The following is a 19,102-nucleotide window of genomic DNA, read 5'->3' on the forward strand; positions in this document are numbered from 1 at the left end:
ATCAGGCAGAGGCCGCCTTGGCCCCGCGACGCCCGTTGCCGCCACTGCGGCGCCGTCCGCCACCGGGTTTGCCGCCGCCGGCATGCGCGCCGCCTTGACCCCCAGCCTGCCCGCCGGGACGCCCGCCGCGCCGACCGCGGCCACCTGGACGACCGGAACCGCCGCGCCCTGGACCTTTGGATTTGTGGCTCGGATCATCCATGTCCATCCAGCGGGTGCCAGAAGCCACAGGGATTTCCATCTTCATGACTTTCTGAATCGCTTTCAGCTCATCACATTCATCCGGGGAACAAAAGGCAATCGCCGCCCCATCCATGCCCGCGCGCGCTGTGCGGCCAATACGGTGCACATAGTTATCCGGGACATTGGGCAGCTCGTAGTTATAGACATGGCGCACCACCGGAATATCAAGCCCGCGAGCGGCCACATCGGTTGCCACCAGCACCATGGTTTGCCCGCTACGGAAACCGGCGATCGCGCGTTCGCGCTGACCCTGACTTTTGTTGCCATGCACCGAAGCCGCAGAAAAGCCGGCCTTATCCAGCGTTTTCATCAACCGTTCTGCGCCGTGTTTCGTACGCATGAAAACAATCGCGGCTTCATCACGATGTTTGCCCAGCAGCTCTTTGAGAAGCGTGGTTTTTTCTGCTTTGGCAATGAAATGTACCGATTGTTCGATCTTGTCCGCCGCCTTGCCCGGAGGCGAAACCTGAATGCGCACGGGCGCACGCAGATAAGTGCTGGCGATTTCGTTCATCTGTTTCGGCATCGTGGCCGAGAACAGCATGGTCTGGCGTTCTTCCGGCAGCTCGCTGGAAATGCGGCGCAGTGCGTGGATAAAGCCCAGATCAAGCATTTGGTCTGCTTCATCTAGCACCAAGAAATCGGTCTGCTCCAGATCAATCGCTTTGCGATCCATAAGGTCAATCAACCGGCCGGGTGTGGCCACAACCACATCTGTGCCGCGCGCAATGCGGGTGATCTGCGGGTTAATCGCAACGCCGCCCACAACCAGACCCACTTTGAAATGGGTGCCATCGGTGAAGGCTTTGAGAGAGGCGCAAATCTGATTGGCCAGCTCACGTGTTGGGGCCAGCACCAAGGCACGCACACAACGCGGTGCCGGCTTGCTGCCATAGCTTTGCAATTGCGCGATCAGCGGCAGGCCAAACGCCAGCGTTTTGCCGGTGCCGGTTTGGGCAAGGCCCATCACGTCTTTACCGTTCAACCCATGTGGGATTGCACGATCTTGAATTGGTGTTGGTTTGGTCAGACCCATTTCTTTCAAACGAGTCACAATGGAGTTGGGCAAGCCCAACTCGTCGAAATCAGCCATTCGATATCCTTTCGCGCCCAAAGCGGGCTATGGCGTGTGACCGCCATAAACGAAAGACATCCCATATGCCTCTTGCTCGACAGCCCGGGCCTGCGCTGTGGCGCTGCCCGTCAATGGTTGCGATGCCCCGTTATTGGCATCGCCGACCTTTGTGCGGCATCTGCGCCCTTTTCCAGCGCCAGTCAAGCATTATTCCCAATCCCGGACACTGGACAATGCCGCTTAAGTGCTAGAAAAGCCGCCTCCCACTCTGTATGGAAGAGAGCCAGAGCAACTTGAGGCCCCTATGAGCGACACCATCCTTGCCCGCTGCGAAGCCAAAGGTCTGCGCATGACCGAGCAACGCCGCACCATCGCGGCTGTGCTGCAAGAGAGCGATGACCACCCTGACGTCGAAGAGCTGTACGCCCGCGCCAGTCAGCGCGATTCGGCGATCTCGCTGGCGACGGTCTACCGCACGGTCAAACTCTTTGAAGAGGCCGGGATACTCGACAAGTTGGAATTTGGCGATGGCCGCGCGCGTTATGAGGATGCAGAGCGCGAGCACCATGACCACCTGATTGATATTCACAGCGGCGAAGTGATCGAATTCATGGACCCTGAAATTGAAAAGCTTCAGGAAAAAATCGCTGAAAAGCTCGGCTTCCGTCTGATGGGCCATAAGCTAGAGCTTTACGGCGTGCCCCTCAAACGCGACAGGGGCTGAGGTGAACAACCTCAAAGCCATGTGGCTGATGCTGATCGGTATGGCCTGTTTCTCCAGCGCCGACGGTATCATCAAATTCCTCTCGGTCAGCATCTCCAAAGGCCAGATCATGACCTGCATGGGTCTTGCCGGGGCCGTGGTGTTTTATCTGCTCTGCCGCCGAAAGGGCACCACGGTGCGCGACGCGGTGTTTTTCCATCCGGTGCTGATCATTCGGAACATCGCCGAAATTGTCGCCGCACTGGCGATTTTCACCGCGCTGAGCCTTGCACCCCTGTCATCGGTGGCCGCAATTTTGCAGGCGGTGCCGCTGGTGATCACGCTATGCGCGGCTTGGGGCCTCAAGGAGAAAGTCGGCCCAAGACGCTGGGCCGCGATTATTGTCGGTTTTATCGGCGTTCTGATCATCGTGCGGCCCAACTCCGGCTCGCTGGATGTCGCGCTGCTGTTGGCGGTTCTTGGGATGGTGTCGCTTTCGATCCGCGACCTTGCCTCGCGCCTTGCGCCGCCCGAGGCCTCAACCCCACTGCTTTCGTTTTATGCCTTCTCTGGGCTGATCCCGACCGGTCTGATCCTGAGCGCGCTGACAGATGGGTTTGATCCGATCAACGGCACAGCGGCGCTGATACTGCTTGCGATGAGTGCATTGGCATTGACGGGGTATCTTTGCGTGACAATTGCCATGCGCATCGGCGAGGTTTCGGCCGTGTCGCCGCTGCGCTATGCGCGGCTGCCCTTTGCAGCGGTGGTTGGGTTTCTTCTGTTTGCCGAAGTGCCGGATGCGGCAACCCTATTTGGGTCTGCGCTGGTGATCGGATCCGGGTTGTTCGTGATGCTGCGCGAGGCGCAGATCAGTCGCGCTGCGCGGGGAATTTGACCCAAAAGGTCGCGCCGCGATCATCATTGTTGAAATAGCCGATTTCACCGCCCATGCCTTCGGTCATCTGCTTGCAGATCGCCAAACCAAGCCCGGTGCTTTTGTGCGTGACTTTTTGCGAATTCGCGCTTTGGGTGAACCGTTGGAACATCCGCCCCTCAAGTTCCTGCGGCACGCCGGTCCCATGGTCGCGCACCGCGATCATCACGCTGTCGTCCTTGTGCGTCAGCTTAAGCTCAATCGTGGTCTCACCGGGGGAAAATTTCGCCGCATTGGACAAAAGGTTCGCCAACACCTGTTGCAAACGGACCTCATCTGCCAGAATCGAAAGTGGCGCGTCGCCCTCTGGCAGCTCTACGGCAACTTTCTGGCCGTCTTGCAGATACCCCTGAATGGACAGCATCGCATCAGAAACCGCCGCGCGCGCATCGATGGGCGCGGTCTCATAGGTCAGTTGACCGTTTTCAAGGGTTTGAAAATCAAGCAGTTCATTCACCAGATGCAGCAGCCGGTTGGAATTGCGTTGCGCCAGCTGCAAAAGGTTGGTGACAGGGGCCGGCAAGTCACCCATCTGACCGCTATTTGCGATCTTCAGCGCGCCCAGGACCGAGGTCAGCGGCGTGCGCAATTCATGGCTGACCATGGCAATAAATTCGTCTTTGGCTTGTTGCTGCTCGCGATGATCCGTTACGTCAATATGCACACCTTGCAACCGCACGGGCTTGCCATCTGCGGCGCGTTCGGTCACCCCAGCATCTGATTGAATCCAAACCCAATGTCCGGCTTCGTGACGCACGCGAAACACCGATTTACTGCGGCGTGTTTCCCCCGCAAAAAGCGCGGCATCGGCGGCTTCGACGGCGGGCAGATCATCGGGATGAATCCGGTCGCGCCAGACCAACTGAGGGCTGAGAATGGCATCGCCGGGCAGGCCGATCATGGTTTTCCAGGTTTCATTGACGACAGAGCGTCCGCTGCGCAGGTCGAGATCAAAGATACCGATGCCCGCCCCCTCCAAAACAGAGGTTTCAAGCTGCGCAGGAGGCTCGCTTAGGGCCAGTTGCCTTGCATTTGTCATGCTATTCTCCGCCACCACTCGCACATCCACGTCTCCGACACCAATTAATAATCACATTCCCAATCGGCGCCAGCAAAACGCGATCTGCGCTATCTCTAAGCGCCAAATTTGTCCAAAATACGGAAACAATCGTGTGTTCTCTGTCACATTTGCACCGCTTGCATAATTTTTTTGCAGGCCGTTGGCGCAAACAGTCCCAAAAACAGCCCATTGCTTAGGGTTTTGCCGATGTTAGCGGTAACGAAGGTCGTTTACATTTGCCGCAACCTTGGTATGAAACAGCCAACCGAACACTGAGCTAAGGACAGCGTCATGAGCACAATCATTGATATTCACGCCCGCGAAATTCTCGACAGCCGCGGCAACCCAACCGTCGAAGTCGACGTGACCCTCGAAGATGGCACCATGGGCCGTGCTGCTGTGCCCTCCGGTGCCTCCACAGGTGCCTATGAGGCGGTGGAAAAACGCGATGGCGACAAATCGCGCTATCTGGGCAAAGGCGTGCTGGAAGCAGTCGCCGCAGTGAATGGCGAAATTGCCGAAGCGCTGGTCGGGTTTGACGCCACTGAGCAGGAATCCATCGACGCCGCGATGATTGAACTGGACGGCACCGAAAACAAAGGCCGCCTGGGCGCAAACGCAATCTTGGGTGTGTCCATGGCTGTCGCCAAAGCCGCCGCTGAGTTCACCGGCCAGCCGCTCTATCGTTATATCGGCGGCACATCCGCCCGTGTTCTGCCGGTGCCCATGATGAACATCATCAATGGCGGCGAACATGCCGACAACCCTATCGACATCCAAGAATTCATGATCATGCCGGTCTCTGCCAGCAATGTGAAAGAAGCGATCCGCATGGGTGCCGAAGTGTTCCATACGCTGAAAAAAGAACTCTCTGCCGCGGGCCACAACACCGGCATCGGCGATGAAGGTGGCTTTGCGCCAAATCTGGAAAGCACCCGCGCCGCGCTTGATTTCGTCATGTCGGCGATTGAAAAAGCGGGCTACAAGCCGGGCGAAGATATCTATCTGGCCCTCGATTGCGCCTCGACCGAATATTACAAAGACGGCAAATACGAGATGAAGGGCGAAGGCATTTCCCTGACATCCGAAGAAAACGTCGCCTATCTGGCCAAACTGGTCGCAGACTACCCAATCATCTCGATCGAAGATGGCTGTGACGAAGATGACTGGGACGGCTGGAAACTGCTGACCGACACCATCGGTGACAAATGCCAATTGGTTGGTGACGATCTGTTTGTTACGAACCCAACACGTCTGGCGACAGGTATCGAAAAAGGCTCTGCCAATGCGATGCTGGTCAAAGTGAACCAAATTGGCTCGCTGTCCGAAACGCTGAAGGCGGTCGATATGGCGCATCGCGCGGGCTTTAAAAACGTGATGTCGCACCGCTCTGGCGAGACCGAGGATGCCACCATTGCTGATCTTGCGGTCGCCACCAACTGCGGCCAGATCAAAACCGGCTCTCTCAGCCGCTCGGATCGTCTGGCGAAATACAACCAGCTGATCCGCATCGAAGAGATGCTGGGTGAAAGCGCCGAATACGCCGGTCGCGCGATCCTGAAAAAATAATCATCCCAAACGGATGACGCGGCGCGGGCCCCTGTTTGGGGTCCGCGTTTTTTTATGCGCCGCCTTCCCCCTTTTGCCACGCCGCGTTTCCGGCTAAGCAAACCGCATGTTACAGCCCGCCCCTGAAAATGACTATCACCCCGCCTTCAGCGCCACGCTGCTGCGCAGCTTTGCGGCCTGCCTTGGCCGACCGCTGCTACGCCCGGCGACCGCGCAGGCGCTCTATGAGGCACCGTTTCCGGTTCTGGCGCATAACACCGCAGATGATCCGATCCTGACCTACGGCAATCGCGCTGCGCAACAGCTCTGGGAACTGGATTGGGCGGCGCTGCGGCAACTGCCCTCGCGCCTGACGGCAGAACCGGGGCAACGCGCAGAACGGGCCGCGATGTTTGACGCCATGCGCCAAAACGGGTTTGCCGACGATTATTCCGGCATTCGGATCAGCGCCACGGGCCAGCGCTTTCGCATCAAAAACGCCATCATCTGGACCCTCACGAATGCCGCCGGGGTCAAGATCGGCGAAGCCGCCACTTTCAAGGACTATGAGCTGCTATGACCGCAGAAGATATTATCAAGACCCTCAAGATGCAGCCCCATCCCGAAGGCGGGCATTACGTTGAAACATGGCGTGCAAACAACGCTGGCCGCCCCGTGGGCACGGCGATCTATTTCCTGTTGCAGCAGGGCGAGCGCAGCCATTGGCATCAGGTGGACGCCACAGAGATCTGGCATTTCTACGCCGGCGCGCCGCTCAAGCTGCATCTCGCCTCCACCAGCGCTGGACCGGCAAAAACCCATATTCTCGGCACTGATCTGATGGCGGATCAACAGCCCCAGATCATCGTGCCAGCGCATCATTGGCAGGCGGCGGAAACCACAGGCGCATATACATTGGTGGGCTGTACGGTCTCGCCCGGGTTTGACTTTGCCGGCTTTACCCTGGCTGCGCCGGGCTTTGATATCCCGCGCGACTGATCCGCTTCATCTTTTCACAAATACTCCGGGGTGCAGGGGCAGCGCCCCTGCCCGGCCGCGCCGGATAAAGCCATGCGCTCTATTGCGGATGGCTGATCACCCCGCCCCCCACCAGGGCGGACACCCCTGTGGTGCCGGGGCTTGAGGTCGGCAGCCCGTTCGCGATGCGCGCTGCCAGATAAGCAAAGGCCTGTGCTTCCAGCATATCGCCATCCAGCCGGACGGTTTCGATCGCGTGCACCGGGCAATCCAGGCTCACGGCCAGCATCTCCATCAACACCGGATTGAGCCGCCCGCCCCCCGTGACGAGGACCTGCTCGGGCGCTTTGGGGCAATGCTCCATCCCCTGCGCCACGGCGGCGGCGCTCATCGCTGTCAGCGTGGCCACTGCGTCTTTGTCGTCTAGCTCACGCACCAGCTCGACCATCTCGGAAAAATCATTGCGGTCCAGAGATTTGGGCGGCATGCGGGCGAAATAGCTTTCGGCCAGAAACAGCTCCAGCGCGCCGGTTTCCACGGTGCCGCGCCGCGCGAGTTTACCGTCTTTGTCGTAGGGCTGCCCAAGTTTCGCGCGCATGAAATCATTGATCGGCGCATTGGCCGGGCCGGTGTCAAACGCCAAGAGCGCTTCCGGCTGTGTCGGGCTTTCCGCGCGCGGATCAACCCAAGTCATATTCCCGACCCCGCCCATATTCAGAAACACCAAAGGCGATTCCGCCTTGATCCATTTGGCGCAGGCAAAATGAAAGAACGGCGCAAGCGGCGCGCCCTCGCCGCCAAGCTCGACATCTGCGCTGCGAAAATCCCAGGCCACTGGCACCCCAAGCGCCGCGGCCAATGCTTCCCCGTCGCCAACCTGCAACGTGCCGCGCCCGCGCGGATCATGCGCCAGCGTCTGGCCGTGAAACCCGACCAGATCGCAGCCCTCAAACCCGGCGAGCGCCTCACGATGGGCGCGGGTCACAACCTCGGCTGCTGCCGCAACCTCGGGCCCCTGCCATTTGCCAAGCGCTGCGGTCAGAACCGCCTGCTCTTCCGCCGTGTAAGGGCGATAATGACTGTCGCCAAATTCGAGAATTTCATGCCCATCCGTGGTCACAACCGCCACATCCACCCCATCAAGAGAGGTGCCTGACATTGTCCCTGCGATTTTCAGGGGACGCTTGCTCAACTTGGCCTTCAACATGGCCTTTTCCTTTACCTCAAGCCTGATATACACGGCCCAGACACCATACGAGACGGACCCTATGACCTACCACCCCAAATCTGACTTCATTGCTGTAATGATGGAACGCGGTTTTCTGGCGGATTGCACCGACTATCAAGGTCTGGACGACGCTTTGATTGCAGGGGTTGTGCCGGGGTATATCGGCTTTGACGCAACAGCAACGTCGCTGCATGTCGGCAGCCTGATTCAGATCATGATGCTGCGCTGGTTGCAAAAGACCGGCCACAAACCGATCACCCTGATGGGGGGCGGCACCACCAAGGTGGGTGATCCTTCTTTCCGCGCCGACGAGCGCCCGCTGCTGACCGAAGATCAGATCAATTCCAACATTGCCGGTATCAAGCAGGTGTTTGCCAAATACATCAGCTATGATGACAGCGACACCGGCGCATTGATGCTGAACAATGCTGAATGGCTGGACGGGTTGAACTACCTTGAGTTTCTGCGCGACATCGGGCGGCATTTCTCGGTCAACCGGATGCTCAGCTTTGAATCGGTGAAATCGCGCCTGGATCGTGAACAGTCGCTCTCGTTCCTCGAATTCAACTACATGATCCTGCAGGCCTATGACTTCCTGGAGCTCAACCGCCGCTATGGCTGTCTGGTGCAGTTTGGCGGCAGCGATCAATGGGGCAATATCGTCAACGGGATCGACCTGACCCGCCGGGTGATTGATCAGCAGATCTTTGGCCTGACATCGCCGCTGCTGACCACCAGCGACGGCAAGAAAATGGGCAAGTCTGCGGATGGGGCCGTCTGGCTCAACGCGGATATGCGCAGCCCCTATGAGTTCTGGCAGTTCTGGCGCAATACCACCGACGCTGATGTGGGCCGGTTCCTCAAGCTCTACACCGAGCTGCCGGTTGACGAATGCGCGCGTCTGGGCGCCTTGGCTGGCTCAGAGATCAACGACGCCAAAATCATCCTTGCCAACGAGGTCACAACCCTGTGCCACGGGGCTGAGGCCGCCGCCGCCGCCGCCGCCACCGCGCGCGAAGTCTTTGAAAAAGGCGGCGTGGGGGACGATCTGCCCACCCTGACGCTGACCCCGGATGAAATCGGCGATGGCATTTCTGTTGTGCAACTTATCGTGCGTTCGGGCCTCGCGAAATCCGGCAAAGACGCCAAACGTCTGATCGCCGAAAACGGCGCAAAGCTGGATGATCAGCCTTTGACCGAAGTGAAAATCTTTGACGCGACAGCGCTGGCCTCTCCCATCAAACTGAGCGCAGGCAAGAAACGCCATGCTTTGGTGAAACTGGCGGACTAAGCCAACAGACCAACAAGGTGAAACGGGGTGCCTTGGCGCCCCGTTTTTCTTTGGGACGCGCCGTCATTCTAGACAGGCGCGCGCTGTCCTTGGTATCTGAACGCACGTTCAAATATCGCCTTCTGGAGTGAGCATATGAAAATCTCGGACACCGCAGCCGTCATCACCGGCGCCGCTTCTGGCTTGGGTGAGGCAACGGCGCGCCTGTTTGCCGCCGCTGGCGCGCAAGTCACCATCCTGGATCGCGACGCGGCGCGCGGCGCTGAGGTTGCCGCAGAAATCGGCGGGCATTTTGTTGAAACCGACGTCACCAGCGAAGAGTCGGTCTCAGCCGCCATCTCCCATGCAACGGAAAAAATGGGAAAAATCACCGCCGCCGTGAATTGCGCCGGTATTGCCCCCGCCGCCAAAACCATTGGCAAGGACGGCGCGCATCCGCTGAGCACCTTTCAGAAAACCATCGACATCAATCTGGTTGGCTCGTTTAACGTGGCGCGTCTGGCTGCCGAAGCCATGGCGCAAAACGCACCGGACGCAGATGGATCACGCGGCGTGATCATCAACACCGCCTCTATCGCGGCGATGGACGGGCAAAAAGGCCAAGCGGCTTATGCGGCTTCCAAGGGTGGCATTGTCGGGCTGAGCCTACCGATGGCGCGCGATCTGGGGCGCAGCGGCATTCGCGTGATGGCGATTGCGCCGGGCATTTTCAAAACCCCGATGCTGATCGCCTTTGGTCAGGAAATCATGGATGGGCTGGCCAAAGACGTCACCTGCCCGCCCCGTCTGGGCGAGCCGGAAGAATTTGCCAAACTGGCGCAGTTCATCGTGGAATGCGGCTATCTGAATGGCGAAGTCATTCGCCTGGATGGGGCCCTGCGCATGCAGTAACGCGGCGGCAAAGCGCGCATTTTCAGGCCGGGAGCGTTACGCGCTCTCGGCCTTTTCTTCGAGGGTCAGCCATTCTTCCTCAGCAGCGGCCAATGCCTCTTGCCGCTCCACCAGCGCCTCTGTCGCTTTCTGAAATTTGACCGGCTCTTTGGTAAACAGCTCCGGATCGGACATGAAATCTTCCAGCTTGGCAATCTCAGCGCTCAGACGCTCCATCTGCGCGGGCAGCGCATCCAGGCGCTTGCGCTCCGCAAAGCTGAGGCCGCTGCTCTCGGGCTTTGGCGCGGGGGCTGCGTCTGCCTTTTCTTTCTTTGGTTTTGCAGCGGATCTGGCCGCATCGTCCGGCGCACGCTGGGCGCGATAATCGGACCAACCGCCCGCATAAACCACCGCCTGCCCGTTGCCCTCCATCGCAATCGTTGTGGTGGCGACACGATCTAGAAAATCCCGGTCGTGACTGACCAGCAGCACCGTGCCGTCATAATCATCCAGCAGCTCTTGCAGCAGGTCGAGTGTTTCGACATCCAGATCATTGGTCGGCTCGTCCAGCACCAAGAGGTTGCTTTCCTTGGCCATCAGCTTGGCGAGCAAAAGCCGCGCCTTTTCCCCACCCGAGAGGGAGCGCACCGGCGCGCGGGCCCGACGCTCGTCAAACAGGAATTCTTTCAGATAGCCCACCACATGTTTGGGCACGCCGCGCACCATGACCTGATCGGCCTTGCCTGAAACGCGCATGTCCGGATCGCCGGTCAGCGAATCCCAAAGCGACATTTCCGGGTCCAGCGCAGCGCGGCTTTGGTCAAAAATCGCGGGCAAAAGATTGGTGCCCAAAGTCACGCTGCCCTCATCCGGGGTGTCCTGCCCGATCAACATCTTGATCAATGTGGTCTTACCCACGCCATTGGGACCGACAAAGGCAATCCGGTCGCCGCGCTGAATGAGTAAATCAAACCCGCGCACGATTTGTTTGTCGCCAAAGCTTTTGCTGAGGTCTTTGGCCTCAATGACCTTTTTGCCCGACTTTGGCCCGGCCTGAAACGCCATGGCGGCCGCGCCCTGCCGCTTGATCTGTGAGGCGCGTTCTTGACGCAGCTCACCTAGGGCCCGCACTCGCCCCTGATTGCGCTTCCGGCGGGCAGAGATGCCTTCCACCGCCCATCGCGCCTCGGCCTTGATCTTGCGATCCAGCTTGTGGCGCTGCATGTCCTCATCGTCCCACACCTTGTCGCGCCAAGCCTCGAAAGCCTCAAAACCCTTTTCCTGCCGACGGGTCATTCCCCTGTCTATCCAGAGGGTTGCGCGGGTAAGTTCACGCAAAAATGCCCGGTCGTGCGAGATCAGAACATAACCGGCACGGGTGGCCTTCAGCTCGTCTTCGAGCCAGCCAATCGCTTCGATATCCAGATGGTTCGTCGGCTCATCCAGAAGCATCAGTTCGGGTGCCTCGGCCATCAGCTTGGCCAAAGCGGCGCGCCGCCGTTCCCCGCCCGATGCCGTTTCAACGCTGCGCGCAGGATCAAATTTCAACCCTTCGCCCGCGCGCTCAACCTTATAGGCCTCGCCGGGATCAAGTTGCGAGGTGGCGAAATCCCCCAGCGTGGCAAAGCCCGCCATATCGGGATCCTGCTCCATATAACCGACGCTGACGCCGGGGGGCACAACCACATCGCCTTTGTCCGGCTCAACAAGCCCAGCCATGACTTTCATCAGGGTAGATTTGCCAGAGCCATTTCGGCCCACCAGCGCCACCCGATCAGCGGGCTGCACCACGAGGTCTAGATTGTCGAACACGGGATCGCCGCCGAAAGTCAGCGAGATACCGGACATTTGAAGTAAAGGAGCACGTGCCATGACGCTGAGCTACCCAGCGTTCGGCGCAAGGTCAAGCGTTGCTGATCGTCAGGAGCCAAGTGCCCGCAGCAAACGTTTACGCGCCGGCGGAATGGCCCGAATCTCAACCCCGGTAAAGACATGCAAGGTGTTCATCTGATCATCGACCACCGCATGGTCACTGACCCAGCCGCCCATCATCAGATAGGTACGCAACAACGGCGGCATGCGCATCTGCGCGTTTTTCAGATCAGGTTTACGGCGCAGGCGTTTGGCAAACTGAAACACTTTTGGGGCTTTGACCCGCGCGGCCCAGCGTTTTGGGGCCAAGTGCCGATCGCGCAACACGGCAAAAGCGTCCAGATACGGGTCGGTATCAGTGCCTTTGAAAGAGGAACAACCAAACAGCAGCTCAATATTGTTGTCATCGACATAGGCGGTCATCGCCGCCCAGGCGACTCGCAAAATATCCGGATCGGTCCAACCCGGATGCACGCAGAAGCGGCCCATTTCCACCATGGAGCCTTCGAAGGATTCCAGCGCGCTTAACTCGTAATACTGCGCCGAATAGCTGCGGCTGATGTCATGGCCGGTGGCCAAAGGCAGCATGCGAAAACAACAGACCAGCGCGTCGCTCTTTTTGTCAAAGACAAGAATATGCGCGCAGATGTCGTCAAACGGGTCGACGTCCAGCGCCCCATTGGCATCGCCATGAAACGCCAATTGCCGCAAGCGTTGCGCCGCCTGAATATCGTCAGCGTGATCGGCCTGCCGGGCGACATAGCGCCCCATCTTCAATCCAGCCATCTGTCACCTCGCACGTGATTGCCCCCATGATATAGGCGGCACTGCGTGACATCTCAGTGACAAGATTAGTTCAACAGGCTGCCAGCGTCAAAATTACCAAGGTTGCCCAGCAGCTGCCGCAGGAAGGAAATATTGTTCAGCCCGTTATCGGTCACGCGGCGCGACAGGCGCACAACACGGCCGTCCTCAAGGCCGAAGCGCTCGATATTGCTGACCACTCCGTTTTGATCAAAGCTGACAGCCACCAGTTGGCGGTCGACTTCTTCGGGGCGGAACGGACCGACGGTTTTGAATTGGCTGCGTACGTAGTAATAGCCGCCCTCGTTCAGAACGCCGCCGGCTGTGGGGGTGCCGATGCTTTCAGCGACGCTGTCGCGAGTATCAACGCCCACGATGATTTCAGCCAGGTCATCCTCGCTGGGCACATAGCCATGATTGCGATATTGTGCCGTGCAGGCAGCGGCCAGCAGACAGAGAAACAAAGCAGACGCCTTGAGTAATTTCATTGACCGATCCATCCCTGCCCTCTTGCCTTGGCGTGTATAGCCTTTTAACGGCTTACAAAATGAAAGCCGCAGGTTCAAGAATGGAAGGCATTTATCCTCATGTCAGATAACAACTTGGAGAAATTCGTGTATCGCGTTGCAGATCTGCGGCAGAATCAGCAGACTCGCTTTGTGATCGAGCCCGATGCCGCCGCGCTGGAGGCGCTGACGCGGGATCTGGACATCGTCAATCTGCGCAAACTGCGGTTTGAGGGGGCGATCATGGCCTCGGGCAAACGGGATTGGAAGGTTCAGGGTGCATTGGGCGCAACCGTGGTGCAGGCCTGCGTCGTCACACTCGCCCCTGTCACAACCCGGATCGATGCTGAGATCGAATGGATCTTTAAGGCAGATTACCAATCGCCTGAGGTTGAAGAGTATGAGCTGACCGACGAAGAAAATGTCGAACAGCTGGGCACAGAAATTGATGTCTTTTCGGTGATGCGTGAATCTCTGGCGCTGAATCTGCCCCTTTATCCCCGCGCCCCGGACGCAACTTTTGAAAAAATGGCCTATACAGAGCCGGGAAAAAAGGCCATGACGGACGAAGACGCTCGCCCCTTTGCGGGTCTCGCTGGCCTCAAGGACAAATTGGCCGGAGATGATCAAAATTAGGGGCTTGCGCCGCGCGAGATTCTGGCTATTTTCGCGCGCTCATTGGAATTTAGCGTTGGACTTGGCTGCGCAATGCGCATAAAGCCTCGGAACGCAGAGGAAATCGGGCGAAAGCCCCAGTAAATCGAAGGTTGCGACATGGCTGTCCAGCAGAACAAAGTATCGAAATCGCGCCGCAACAACCGCCGTGCACATGACGCGCTGGTTGCAGGCAACCCAAATGAATGCACCAACTGTGGTGAGCTGAAGCGCCCGCATCACGTTTGCGCGTCCTGCGGCCATTATGACGACCGCGAAGTGGTCGCGGTGGCTGAAGAAGTCGATCTGGACGAAGACGCAGCCTAAGACGGTTCGGAACGCCCCGCATGACCGTGATGAGCAAAACTGCTAAAGCGGGTGCCGGGCGCACCATTATTTCCGTTGATGCCATGGGTGGCGACCGAGGGCCGGCAACTGTTGTTGCCGGCATTTCGCGTTCTGCCAAGAAAAACCCGGATATCGGTTTTATCCTGCACGGCCCCAAAGATCAGCTCGAAAAGCTGGTCGGGCGCAAAAAAGCGCTGAAGGACCGCGTCGAGATTCGCCATGCCGACGCGGTTGTCACCATGGATGACAAGCCCAGCCAAGTCATGCGCACCGGCAAGTCGACCTCGATGTGGTCGGCGCTTGAAGCGGTGCGCAATGGCGAAGCGGATGTCTGCGTCTCCTGCGGCAATACCGGCGCGCTGATGATGCTTTCTGTGGTGCGTCTGCGCAAATTGCCCGGCGTCAACCGCCCAGCCATCGCCGTGCTTTGGCCGTCGCGCAGCGCGGGCGGGTTTAACATCATGCTGGATGTCGGGGCCGATATTCGCGCGGATGAAAACGACCTAATGCAATATGCGCTTATGGGGGCGTCTTATGCCCGCAATGGCATGGGGCTGTCGCGCCCCCGCGTTGGGCTGCTGAATGTTGGCACAGAAGAACACAAAGGCCGCGCCGAGCTGAAGGCCGCGCATGAGCTGATCAGCTCCAATGCCGACGCGGCGAATTTCGATTTTGTCGGATTTGTCGAAGGCGGCGATATTCCGGGTGATACCGCTGACGTCATTGTCACGGATGGCTTTACCGGCAATGTCGCGCTGAAGACCGGCGAAGGCACCGCCAAGCTGATCGGTAGCCTGCTGCGCGAAGCCTTTAAGTTTTCCCCCCTGTCGCGTTTGGCTGCGCTTTTGGCGCTGACCTCTCTGCGGCGATTGAACAAACGCATTGATCCACGCCGCGTCAACGGCGGTGTCTTTCTGGGCCTCAACGGCACGGTGGTCAAATCCCATGGCAGCGCCGATGCCACGGGTGTGGCGGCTGCCGTCAAGCTGGCCTTTACCCTGTCGCAGTCCGGCTTCTCGGAAAAGCTGGCCGCTCGGGTTGCATCCGCAGTGCAACTGCAGCAAGATGCTGAGACCGCTGGGGACAATAACGGATCAACACCATGACACTACGCGCCGTCGTTACAGGCGTGGGGCACTATCTACCTGAGCGGATCGTCCCCAACTCTGAATTCGAATCCAAAATCGACACCTCTGACGAATGGATTCGCACGCGCTCTGGCATTGAACGTCGGCATTTTGCCGCCGATGGTGAAACCACGTCCCAACTGGCGACTCATGCCGCGCAGGCGGCACTGAACGACGCTGGCCTCAGCGCGGATGATATCGACGCCATAATTGTCGCCACATCCACCGCAGATCTGACCTTTCCGTCGGCCGCCACCATGGTGCAGGCGCAGCTGGGCATGACCAAGGGGTTTGCCTTTGACGTTCAGGCCGTTTGCGCGGGCTTTGTTTATGCGCTGGCCAATGCCAATGCGCTGATCGTATCGGGGCAAGCGAAACGCGCGCTGGTGATTGGTGCAGAGACGTTTTCACGGATCATGGATTGGGAAGACCGCACCACCAGCGTCTTGTTTGGTGACGGTGCAGGCGCGCTGATCCTCGAAGCGCAGGATGGCAGCGGGGCCAAATCGGATCGCGGAATTTTGGCGACAGACCTCAATTCTGACGGGCGTTTCAAGGACATTCTCTATGTTGACGGCGGCGTGTCGCAACGCTCGACCGGTTATCTGCGCATGCAGGGCAAAGAGGTGTTCCGCCATGCGGTCGAGAAACTGGCGCAGACCGCCATCACCTCGATGGACAAGGCCGGGATCACCGCTGATGAAGTCGATTGGATTGTGCCGCATCAGGCCAATATCCGCATCATCAAAGGCACCGCCAAAAAGATGGACATCCCGATGAGCCGCGTTGTGGTGACGGTGCAAGATCACGGCAACACCTCGGCGGCCTCCATTCCACTGGCGCTGTCCGTGGGCAAGGCCGAAGGCAAAATCAAAGAAGGTGACATTGTTGTCACCGAAGCGATCGGTGGCGGGCTGGCCTGGGGATCGGTGGTTCTGCGCTGGTAAAGCCCCGGTTTTGGACCAAGTCACAGCGGTAAACCCTTGATTTCAGGCCATTGATGTTGACTCGTTAAATTGCTTGCCCCTATGTTTGTTGAAACATTATCGGGGGTAGTCATGTCTGAGAAAACTTTAACCAGAATGGATCTGAGCGAAGCCGTCTTTCGTGAGGTTGGCTTGTCGCGCAATGACTCCGCTCAGTTGGTCGAAAGTGTTCTGGGGCATATGTCCGATGCGTTGGTGCGCGGGGAACAAGTAAAGATCTCTTCCTTTGGCACGTTCAGCGTTCGCGAAAAAGCAGCGCGCATTGGCCGCAACCCGAAAACCGGCCAAGAGGTGCCGATCAACCCGCGCCGGGTTCTGACTTTTCGCCCGTCACATCTGATGAAAGATCGCGTGGCCGAAGGCAACAAACGCTAAGAGGCGGGGGCCATGGCCAAATCCAAAGATGCCTTTCGCACGATCAGCGAAGTTGCTGATTGGCTCGACGTGCAACCGCATGTGCTGCGGTTCTGGGAAAGCAAATTCACCCAGGTGCGCCCGGTCAAACGTGCCGGTGGGCGGCGCTATTATCGCCCCGCCGACATGCTGTTGATCGGCGGCATCAAGGCCCTCTTGCATGATGAAGGCATGACCATCAAAGGCGTGCAGAAACTGCTGCGCGAAAAAGGTGTCAAAGAGGTCAGCGCCCTGTCGCGGCCGCTTGAGGATGACGATGCTGCGATGTTGGATGCGGTTGACGACACGCCCATAGAAGCAGTGCCGCAGGTCGGCGAAGCGCCAAGCGCGCCCCCCGCCGCAGACAGTGCCGTGACCCCGGCCCGTGTTATGGCGAGCGCCTCTGAGGACAGCCCGGCCCCCCCGGCCGCCAGCGCACCGCAAACAAAACCGGCAGAGCCCAGCGACAGCAGCGCGGCATCGCAGACCAAAGCCGTGCCCCGCAAACCCGTTGTGGCCGAGGCCGACAGCTGGCGCCTGCGCCGTGGCATCTTGGCCCGCCTGCTGGAACTGGATCATCTGCCGGTCGCCGATCAACCCGCAATTTCTGCCGCGCTGACCGAGTTGCGCGCCTGCCGCAAACAGCACGCCGCGCAAAGATAATCGGGACCGAATTTTTGGATTTAAGGTCTTGCCCCCACGCGACAATAGGTTATGAACAACGCCACCGTCGGGCTATAGCGCAGCCTGGTAGCGCGTCCGTCTGGGGGACGGAAGGTCGCAGGTTCGAGTCCTGCTAGCCCGACCAACAAAAACGCCTGAGCGCTGCTGCGCCCGGGCGTTTTGCACATCTGGGGAATGACGATGACTGGTGTACTTCCAAGCCAAACCATTGAAAAAATGATCGAAACTGGCGAGATCGGCCTTGCTGTCCCGCTGGTGGATGGCCAGGTACAACCGGCAAGTCTGGATCTGCGGCTGGGCAATATCGCCTATCGCGTGCGCGCCTCTTTCTTGGCGGGCGAAGGCAATCGTGTCGCCGATCGCCTCGATGAATTTGAGATGCATCAGATTGATCTGAGCAAAGGCGCGGTGCTGGAAAAAGGCTGCGTTTATGTTGTGCCGCTGATGGAATCATTGGCGCTGCCGGCAGATGTGAATGCCGTCGCCAACGCCAAAAGCTCCACCGGGCGGCTTGATCTGCTGACCCGCACGATCACCGATGAAGGCGTTGAATTTGACCGCATTCCAGCCGGATATTCCGGCCCGCTATATGCAGAAATTTGCCCCCGCTCGTTTTCGGTGCTGGTGCGCCCCGGCATGCGGCTTAATCAAATCCGCTTCCGCCGTGGGCAAAGCGTTCTCAGCGATGCGGACCTGATGGCCCTTCACGCGGACACACCGCTGGTGGATGTCAGCGCGCTGATCGACGATGGGCTGGGGTTTTCCGTTGATCTGCGCCCGACCACCGGGGATCTGGTGGGCTATCGCGCCAAGCCGCACACCGGCGTCATCGACCTGGAGAACATCGGGCATTATGACCCGGCAGACTATTGGGAAGAGGTGCATAGCACCGATGGGCAGATCATCCTCGATCCCGGTGCGTTTTACATTTTGGTGAGCCGCGAGGCCGTCACCATCCCACCGCAATATGCCGCCGAAATGGCCCCTTATCTGGCCATGGTTGGTGAATTCCGCGTGCATTACGCCGGGTTCTTTGACCCCGGCTTTGGCTTTGCCGATGCGGGCGGCGCCGGCTCACGCGGTGTGCTTGAGGTGCGCTGCCATGAGGCCCCTTTTGTGCTGGAACATGGGCAGGTCGTCGGGCGTCTGGTCTATGAAAAAATGGCCGAAGTTCCGACCCAGATGTATGGCGCGGGCATTGCCTCCAACTACCAGGGCCAGGGGCTGAAACTGTCCAAGCATTTCAAATCTGCCTGATTACTTCAGGTGATCCCCCTCTGACAGTTCCGCTGTGATTGTCGGCTGCACACCGCGCTCCACATGGGTGGAAAGCGCAACATATGTGCGCGTGCTCTGAACGCCGGTTTTGTCGTAAAGCCGCCAGAGGAACCCCTCCATCGCGCGCGCATTTTCCATCCGCACCTTGAGAATTAGGCCGGTGTCACCTGTGACCGCGTGGATTTCCTCCACCTCGGGCAGGTCGGCCAATTCGATGATTTCCTGCGTCTTGCCCCAACCGGAGCTTTCGACATGGATGAAGGCGAGAAAGTTTTTGCCAAGCGCCGGACCATCCAGTTCCGCCACGGTGCGTTTGATCACCCCAGCCGCGCGCATCCGCTTGACCCGCTCGTGGACCGCAGGGGCTGACAGGCCGACCTCGCGGGCCAATTCAGCATAGCTGCCGGTGGCGTCCTCGGCCAATTTGCCTAATATTTTTCGATCCATCGCGTCCACAGGCCGCGATTTGGCCCCGGTTTGCCGAACGTTGTCTGTTTCTTTTGTCATGCCTCACATC

21 protein-coding genes and 1 tRNA gene are annotated in these 19,102 nt (G+C 58.9%); 15 read left to right on the forward strand and 7 right to left on the reverse strand.

Annotated elements, in window-relative coordinates; genetic code table 11:
* Position 1: 1 nt before the first annotated feature.
* On the reverse strand, positions 2–1,336 hold the full coding sequence (locus N6L24_RS03445; protein ID WP_271843234.1) for a DEAD/DEAH box helicase: 1,335 nt from the start codon (positions 1,334–1,336) through the stop codon (positions 2–4).
* Between the two features lie 286 nt (positions 1,337–1,622).
* On the opposite strand from N6L24_RS03445, the gene N6L24_RS03450 reads away from it, so the two are divergent.
* Both N6L24_RS03450 and N6L24_RS03455 read left to right on the forward strand, forming a co-directional pair.
* Positions 1,623–2,042, forward strand: a complete 420-nt coding sequence (locus tag N6L24_RS03450) for a Fur family transcriptional regulator (RefSeq protein ID WP_271843235.1) — start codon at positions 1,623–1,625, stop codon at positions 2,040–2,042.
* 1 nt (position 2,043) lies between these two features.
* Positions 2,044–2,919 (forward strand): DMT family transporter, encoded by an 876-nt coding sequence (locus tag N6L24_RS03455; protein WP_271843236.1) that lies wholly within the window; start codon positions 2,044–2,046, stop codon positions 2,917–2,919.
* On the opposite strand, the gene N6L24_RS03460 is transcribed toward N6L24_RS03455, so the two are convergent.
* On the reverse strand, positions 2,894–3,997 hold the full coding sequence (locus tag N6L24_RS03460; RefSeq protein WP_271843237.1) for a PAS domain-containing sensor histidine kinase: 1,104 nt from the start codon (positions 3,995–3,997) through the stop codon (positions 2,894–2,896). The two genes, N6L24_RS03455 and N6L24_RS03460, sit on opposite strands and share 26 nt — an antisense overlap.
* A 312-nt stretch (positions 3,998–4,309) precedes the next feature.
* On the opposite strand from N6L24_RS03460, the gene eno reads away from it, so the two are divergent.
* From eno to N6L24_RS03475, 3 genes are all read left to right on the forward strand, one after another.
* The gene (gene eno, locus N6L24_RS03465) at positions 4,310–5,587 is read left to right on the forward strand and encodes a phosphopyruvate hydratase (RefSeq protein ID WP_271843238.1); all 1,278 of its coding nucleotides are present in this window, start codon (positions 4,310–4,312) and stop codon (positions 5,585–5,587) included.
* Between the two features lie 106 nt (positions 5,588–5,693).
* Complete coding sequence (locus N6L24_RS03470) at positions 5,694–6,146, forward strand: MEKHLA domain-containing protein (protein WP_271843239.1); 453 nt, start codon at positions 5,694–5,696, stop codon at positions 6,144–6,146.
* Positions 6,143–6,565: a cupin domain-containing protein gene (locus tag N6L24_RS03475; protein ID WP_271843240.1), complete on the forward strand. Its 423-nt coding sequence runs from the start codon at positions 6,143–6,145 to the stop codon at positions 6,563–6,565. The genes N6L24_RS03470 and N6L24_RS03475 overlap by 4 nt, the downstream gene beginning before the upstream one ends.
* Positions 6,566–6,644: 79 nt before the next feature.
* Here N6L24_RS03475 and N6L24_RS03480 read toward each other — a convergent pair whose 3' ends face one another.
* Positions 6,645–7,751 carry an anhydro-N-acetylmuramic acid kinase gene (locus N6L24_RS03480; RefSeq protein ID WP_271843241.1) on the reverse strand — a complete coding sequence of 369 codons (1,107 nt, stop codon included), beginning with the start codon at positions 7,749–7,751 and terminating at the stop codon, positions 6,645–6,647.
* Positions 7,752–7,812: 61 nt separating this feature from the next.
* On the opposite strand from N6L24_RS03480, the gene tyrS reads away from it, so the two are divergent.
* Both tyrS and N6L24_RS03490 read left to right on the forward strand, forming a co-directional pair.
* Complete coding sequence (gene tyrS / locus N6L24_RS03485; protein WP_271843242.1) at positions 7,813–9,063, forward strand: tyrosine--tRNA ligase; 1,251 nt, start codon at positions 7,813–7,815, stop codon at positions 9,061–9,063.
* 135 nt (positions 9,064–9,198) lie between these two features.
* The gene (locus tag N6L24_RS03490) at positions 9,199–9,954 is read left to right on the forward strand and encodes an SDR family NAD(P)-dependent oxidoreductase (RefSeq protein WP_271843243.1); all 756 of its coding nucleotides are present in this window, start codon (positions 9,199–9,201) and stop codon (positions 9,952–9,954) included.
* A 36-nt stretch (positions 9,955–9,990) separates the two neighbouring features.
* Here the strand turns inward: N6L24_RS03490 and N6L24_RS03495 are convergent, their stop codons facing one another.
* The 3 genes from N6L24_RS03495 to N6L24_RS03505 form a co-directional block, all read right to left on the reverse strand.
* Positions 9,991–11,805 carry an ABC-F family ATP-binding cassette domain-containing protein gene (locus N6L24_RS03495; RefSeq protein ID WP_271843244.1) on the reverse strand — a complete coding sequence of 605 codons (1,815 nt, stop codon included), beginning with the start codon at positions 11,803–11,805 and terminating at the stop codon, positions 9,991–9,993.
* A gap of 48 nt (positions 11,806–11,853) precedes the next feature.
* Positions 11,854–12,591, reverse strand: a complete 738-nt coding sequence (locus N6L24_RS03500; protein WP_271843245.1) for a GNAT family N-acetyltransferase — start codon at positions 12,589–12,591, stop codon at positions 11,854–11,856.
* 65 nt (positions 12,592–12,656) lie between these two features.
* Entirely contained in the window at positions 12,657–13,097 is a 441-nt protein-coding gene (locus N6L24_RS03505) for an outer membrane protein assembly factor BamE (RefSeq protein WP_271843246.1), read from the reverse strand.
* Positions 13,098–13,196: 99 nt separating this feature from the next.
* On the opposite strand from N6L24_RS03505, the gene N6L24_RS03510 reads away from it, so the two are divergent.
* The 8 genes from N6L24_RS03510 to N6L24_RS03545 all read left to right on the forward strand — a co-directional run bounded on the left by N6L24_RS03510 (position 13,197) and on the right by N6L24_RS03545 (position 18,564).
* Positions 13,197–13,751, forward strand: coding sequence for a YceD family protein (locus N6L24_RS03510; protein ID WP_271843247.1), 555 nt, complete (start codon positions 13,197–13,199; stop codon positions 13,749–13,751).
* 138 nt (positions 13,752–13,889) lie between these two features.
* Positions 13,890–14,096, forward strand: coding sequence for a 50S ribosomal protein L32 (rpmF, locus tag N6L24_RS03515; protein ID WP_271843248.1), 207 nt, complete (start codon positions 13,890–13,892; stop codon positions 14,094–14,096).
* Between the two features lie 29 nt (positions 14,097–14,125).
* The gene (gene plsX, locus N6L24_RS03520; protein ID WP_271843249.1) at positions 14,126–15,223 is read left to right on the forward strand and encodes a phosphate acyltransferase PlsX; all 1,098 of its coding nucleotides are present in this window, start codon (positions 14,126–14,128) and stop codon (positions 15,221–15,223) included.
* Positions 15,220–16,191, forward strand: coding sequence for a beta-ketoacyl-ACP synthase III (locus N6L24_RS03525; protein ID WP_271843250.1), 972 nt, complete (start codon positions 15,220–15,222; stop codon positions 16,189–16,191). The genes plsX and N6L24_RS03525 overlap by 4 nt, the downstream gene beginning before the upstream one ends.
* Before the next feature lie 111 nt (positions 16,192–16,302).
* The gene (gene ihfA / locus N6L24_RS03530; protein ID WP_271843251.1) at positions 16,303–16,605 is read left to right on the forward strand and encodes an integration host factor subunit alpha; all 303 of its coding nucleotides are present in this window, start codon (positions 16,303–16,305) and stop codon (positions 16,603–16,605) included.
* 12 nt (positions 16,606–16,617) lie between these two features.
* The gene (locus tag N6L24_RS03535; RefSeq protein ID WP_271843252.1) at positions 16,618–17,286 is read left to right on the forward strand and encodes a MerR family transcriptional regulator; all 669 of its coding nucleotides are present in this window, start codon (positions 16,618–16,620) and stop codon (positions 17,284–17,286) included.
* A 68-nt stretch (positions 17,287–17,354) separates the two neighbouring features.
* A tRNA-Pro gene (locus tag N6L24_RS03540) sits at positions 17,355–17,431 on the forward strand.
* 56 nt (positions 17,432–17,487) lie between these two features.
* Complete coding sequence (locus N6L24_RS03545) at positions 17,488–18,564, forward strand: 2'-deoxycytidine 5'-triphosphate deaminase (RefSeq protein ID WP_271843253.1); 1,077 nt, start codon at positions 17,488–17,490, stop codon at positions 18,562–18,564.
* Here N6L24_RS03545 and N6L24_RS03550 read toward each other — a convergent pair whose 3' ends face one another.
* Positions 18,565–19,092, reverse strand: coding sequence for an Lrp/AsnC family transcriptional regulator (locus N6L24_RS03550; RefSeq protein ID WP_271843254.1), 528 nt, complete (start codon positions 19,090–19,092; stop codon positions 18,565–18,567).
* Between the last annotated feature and the right edge of the window lie 10 nt (positions 19,093–19,102).

This window comes from Cognatishimia sp. SS12 (assembly GCF_028369055.1).
Lineage (GTDB): Bacteria > Pseudomonadota > Alphaproteobacteria > Rhodobacterales > Rhodobacteraceae > Cognatishimia.

Bases quoted from the DNA above. Each gene is read 5' to 3' on its own strand.
- N6L24_RS03445 (WP_271843234.1), bottom strand. From the start codon at position 1,336: ATGGCTGATTTCGACGAGTTGGGCTTGCCCAACTCCATTGTGACTCGT.
- N6L24_RS03450 (WP_271843235.1), top strand. From the start codon at position 1,623: ATGAGCGACACCATCCTTGCCCGCTGCGAAGCCAAAGGTCTGCGCATG.
- N6L24_RS03460 (WP_271843237.1), bottom strand. From the start codon at position 3,997: ATGACAAATGCAAGGCAACTGGCCCTAAGCGAGCCTCCTGCGCAGCTT.
- eno (WP_271843238.1), top strand. From the start codon at position 4,310: ATGAGCACAATCATTGATATTCACGCCCGCGAAATTCTCGACAGCCGC.
- N6L24_RS03470 (WP_271843239.1), top strand. From the start codon at position 5,694: ATGTTACAGCCCGCCCCTGAAAATGACTATCACCCCGCCTTCAGCGCC.
- N6L24_RS03475 (WP_271843240.1), top strand. From the start codon at position 6,143: ATGACCGCAGAAGATATTATCAAGACCCTCAAGATGCAGCCCCATCCC.
- N6L24_RS03480 (WP_271843241.1), bottom strand. From the start codon at position 7,751: ATGTTGAAGGCCAAGTTGAGCAAGCGTCCCCTGAAAATCGCAGGGACA.
- tyrS (WP_271843242.1), top strand. From the start codon at position 7,813: ATGACCTACCACCCCAAATCTGACTTCATTGCTGTAATGATGGAACGC.
- N6L24_RS03490 (WP_271843243.1), top strand. From the start codon at position 9,199: ATGAAAATCTCGGACACCGCAGCCGTCATCACCGGCGCCGCTTCTGGC.
- N6L24_RS03495 (WP_271843244.1), bottom strand. From the start codon at position 11,805: ATGGCACGTGCTCCTTTACTTCAAATGTCCGGTATCTCGCTGACTTTC.
- N6L24_RS03500 (WP_271843245.1), bottom strand. From the start codon at position 12,591: ATGGCTGGATTGAAGATGGGGCGCTATGTCGCCCGGCAGGCCGATCAC.
- N6L24_RS03505 (WP_271843246.1), bottom strand. From the start codon at position 13,097: ATGAAATTACTCAAGGCGTCTGCTTTGTTTCTCTGTCTGCTGGCCGCT.
- N6L24_RS03510 (WP_271843247.1), top strand. From the start codon at position 13,197: ATGTCAGATAACAACTTGGAGAAATTCGTGTATCGCGTTGCAGATCTG.
- rpmF (WP_271843248.1), top strand. From the start codon at position 13,890: ATGGCTGTCCAGCAGAACAAAGTATCGAAATCGCGCCGCAACAACCGC.
- plsX (WP_271843249.1), top strand. From the start codon at position 14,126: ATGAGCAAAACTGCTAAAGCGGGTGCCGGGCGCACCATTATTTCCGTT.
- N6L24_RS03525 (WP_271843250.1), top strand. From the start codon at position 15,220: ATGACACTACGCGCCGTCGTTACAGGCGTGGGGCACTATCTACCTGAG.
- ihfA (WP_271843251.1), top strand. From the start codon at position 16,303: ATGTCTGAGAAAACTTTAACCAGAATGGATCTGAGCGAAGCCGTCTTT.
- N6L24_RS03535 (WP_271843252.1), top strand. From the start codon at position 16,618: ATGGCCAAATCCAAAGATGCCTTTCGCACGATCAGCGAAGTTGCTGAT.
- N6L24_RS03545 (WP_271843253.1), top strand. From the start codon at position 17,488: ATGACTGGTGTACTTCCAAGCCAAACCATTGAAAAAATGATCGAAACT.
- N6L24_RS03550 (WP_271843254.1), bottom strand. From the start codon at position 19,092: ATGACAAAAGAAACAGACAACGTTCGGCAAACCGGGGCCAAATCGCGG.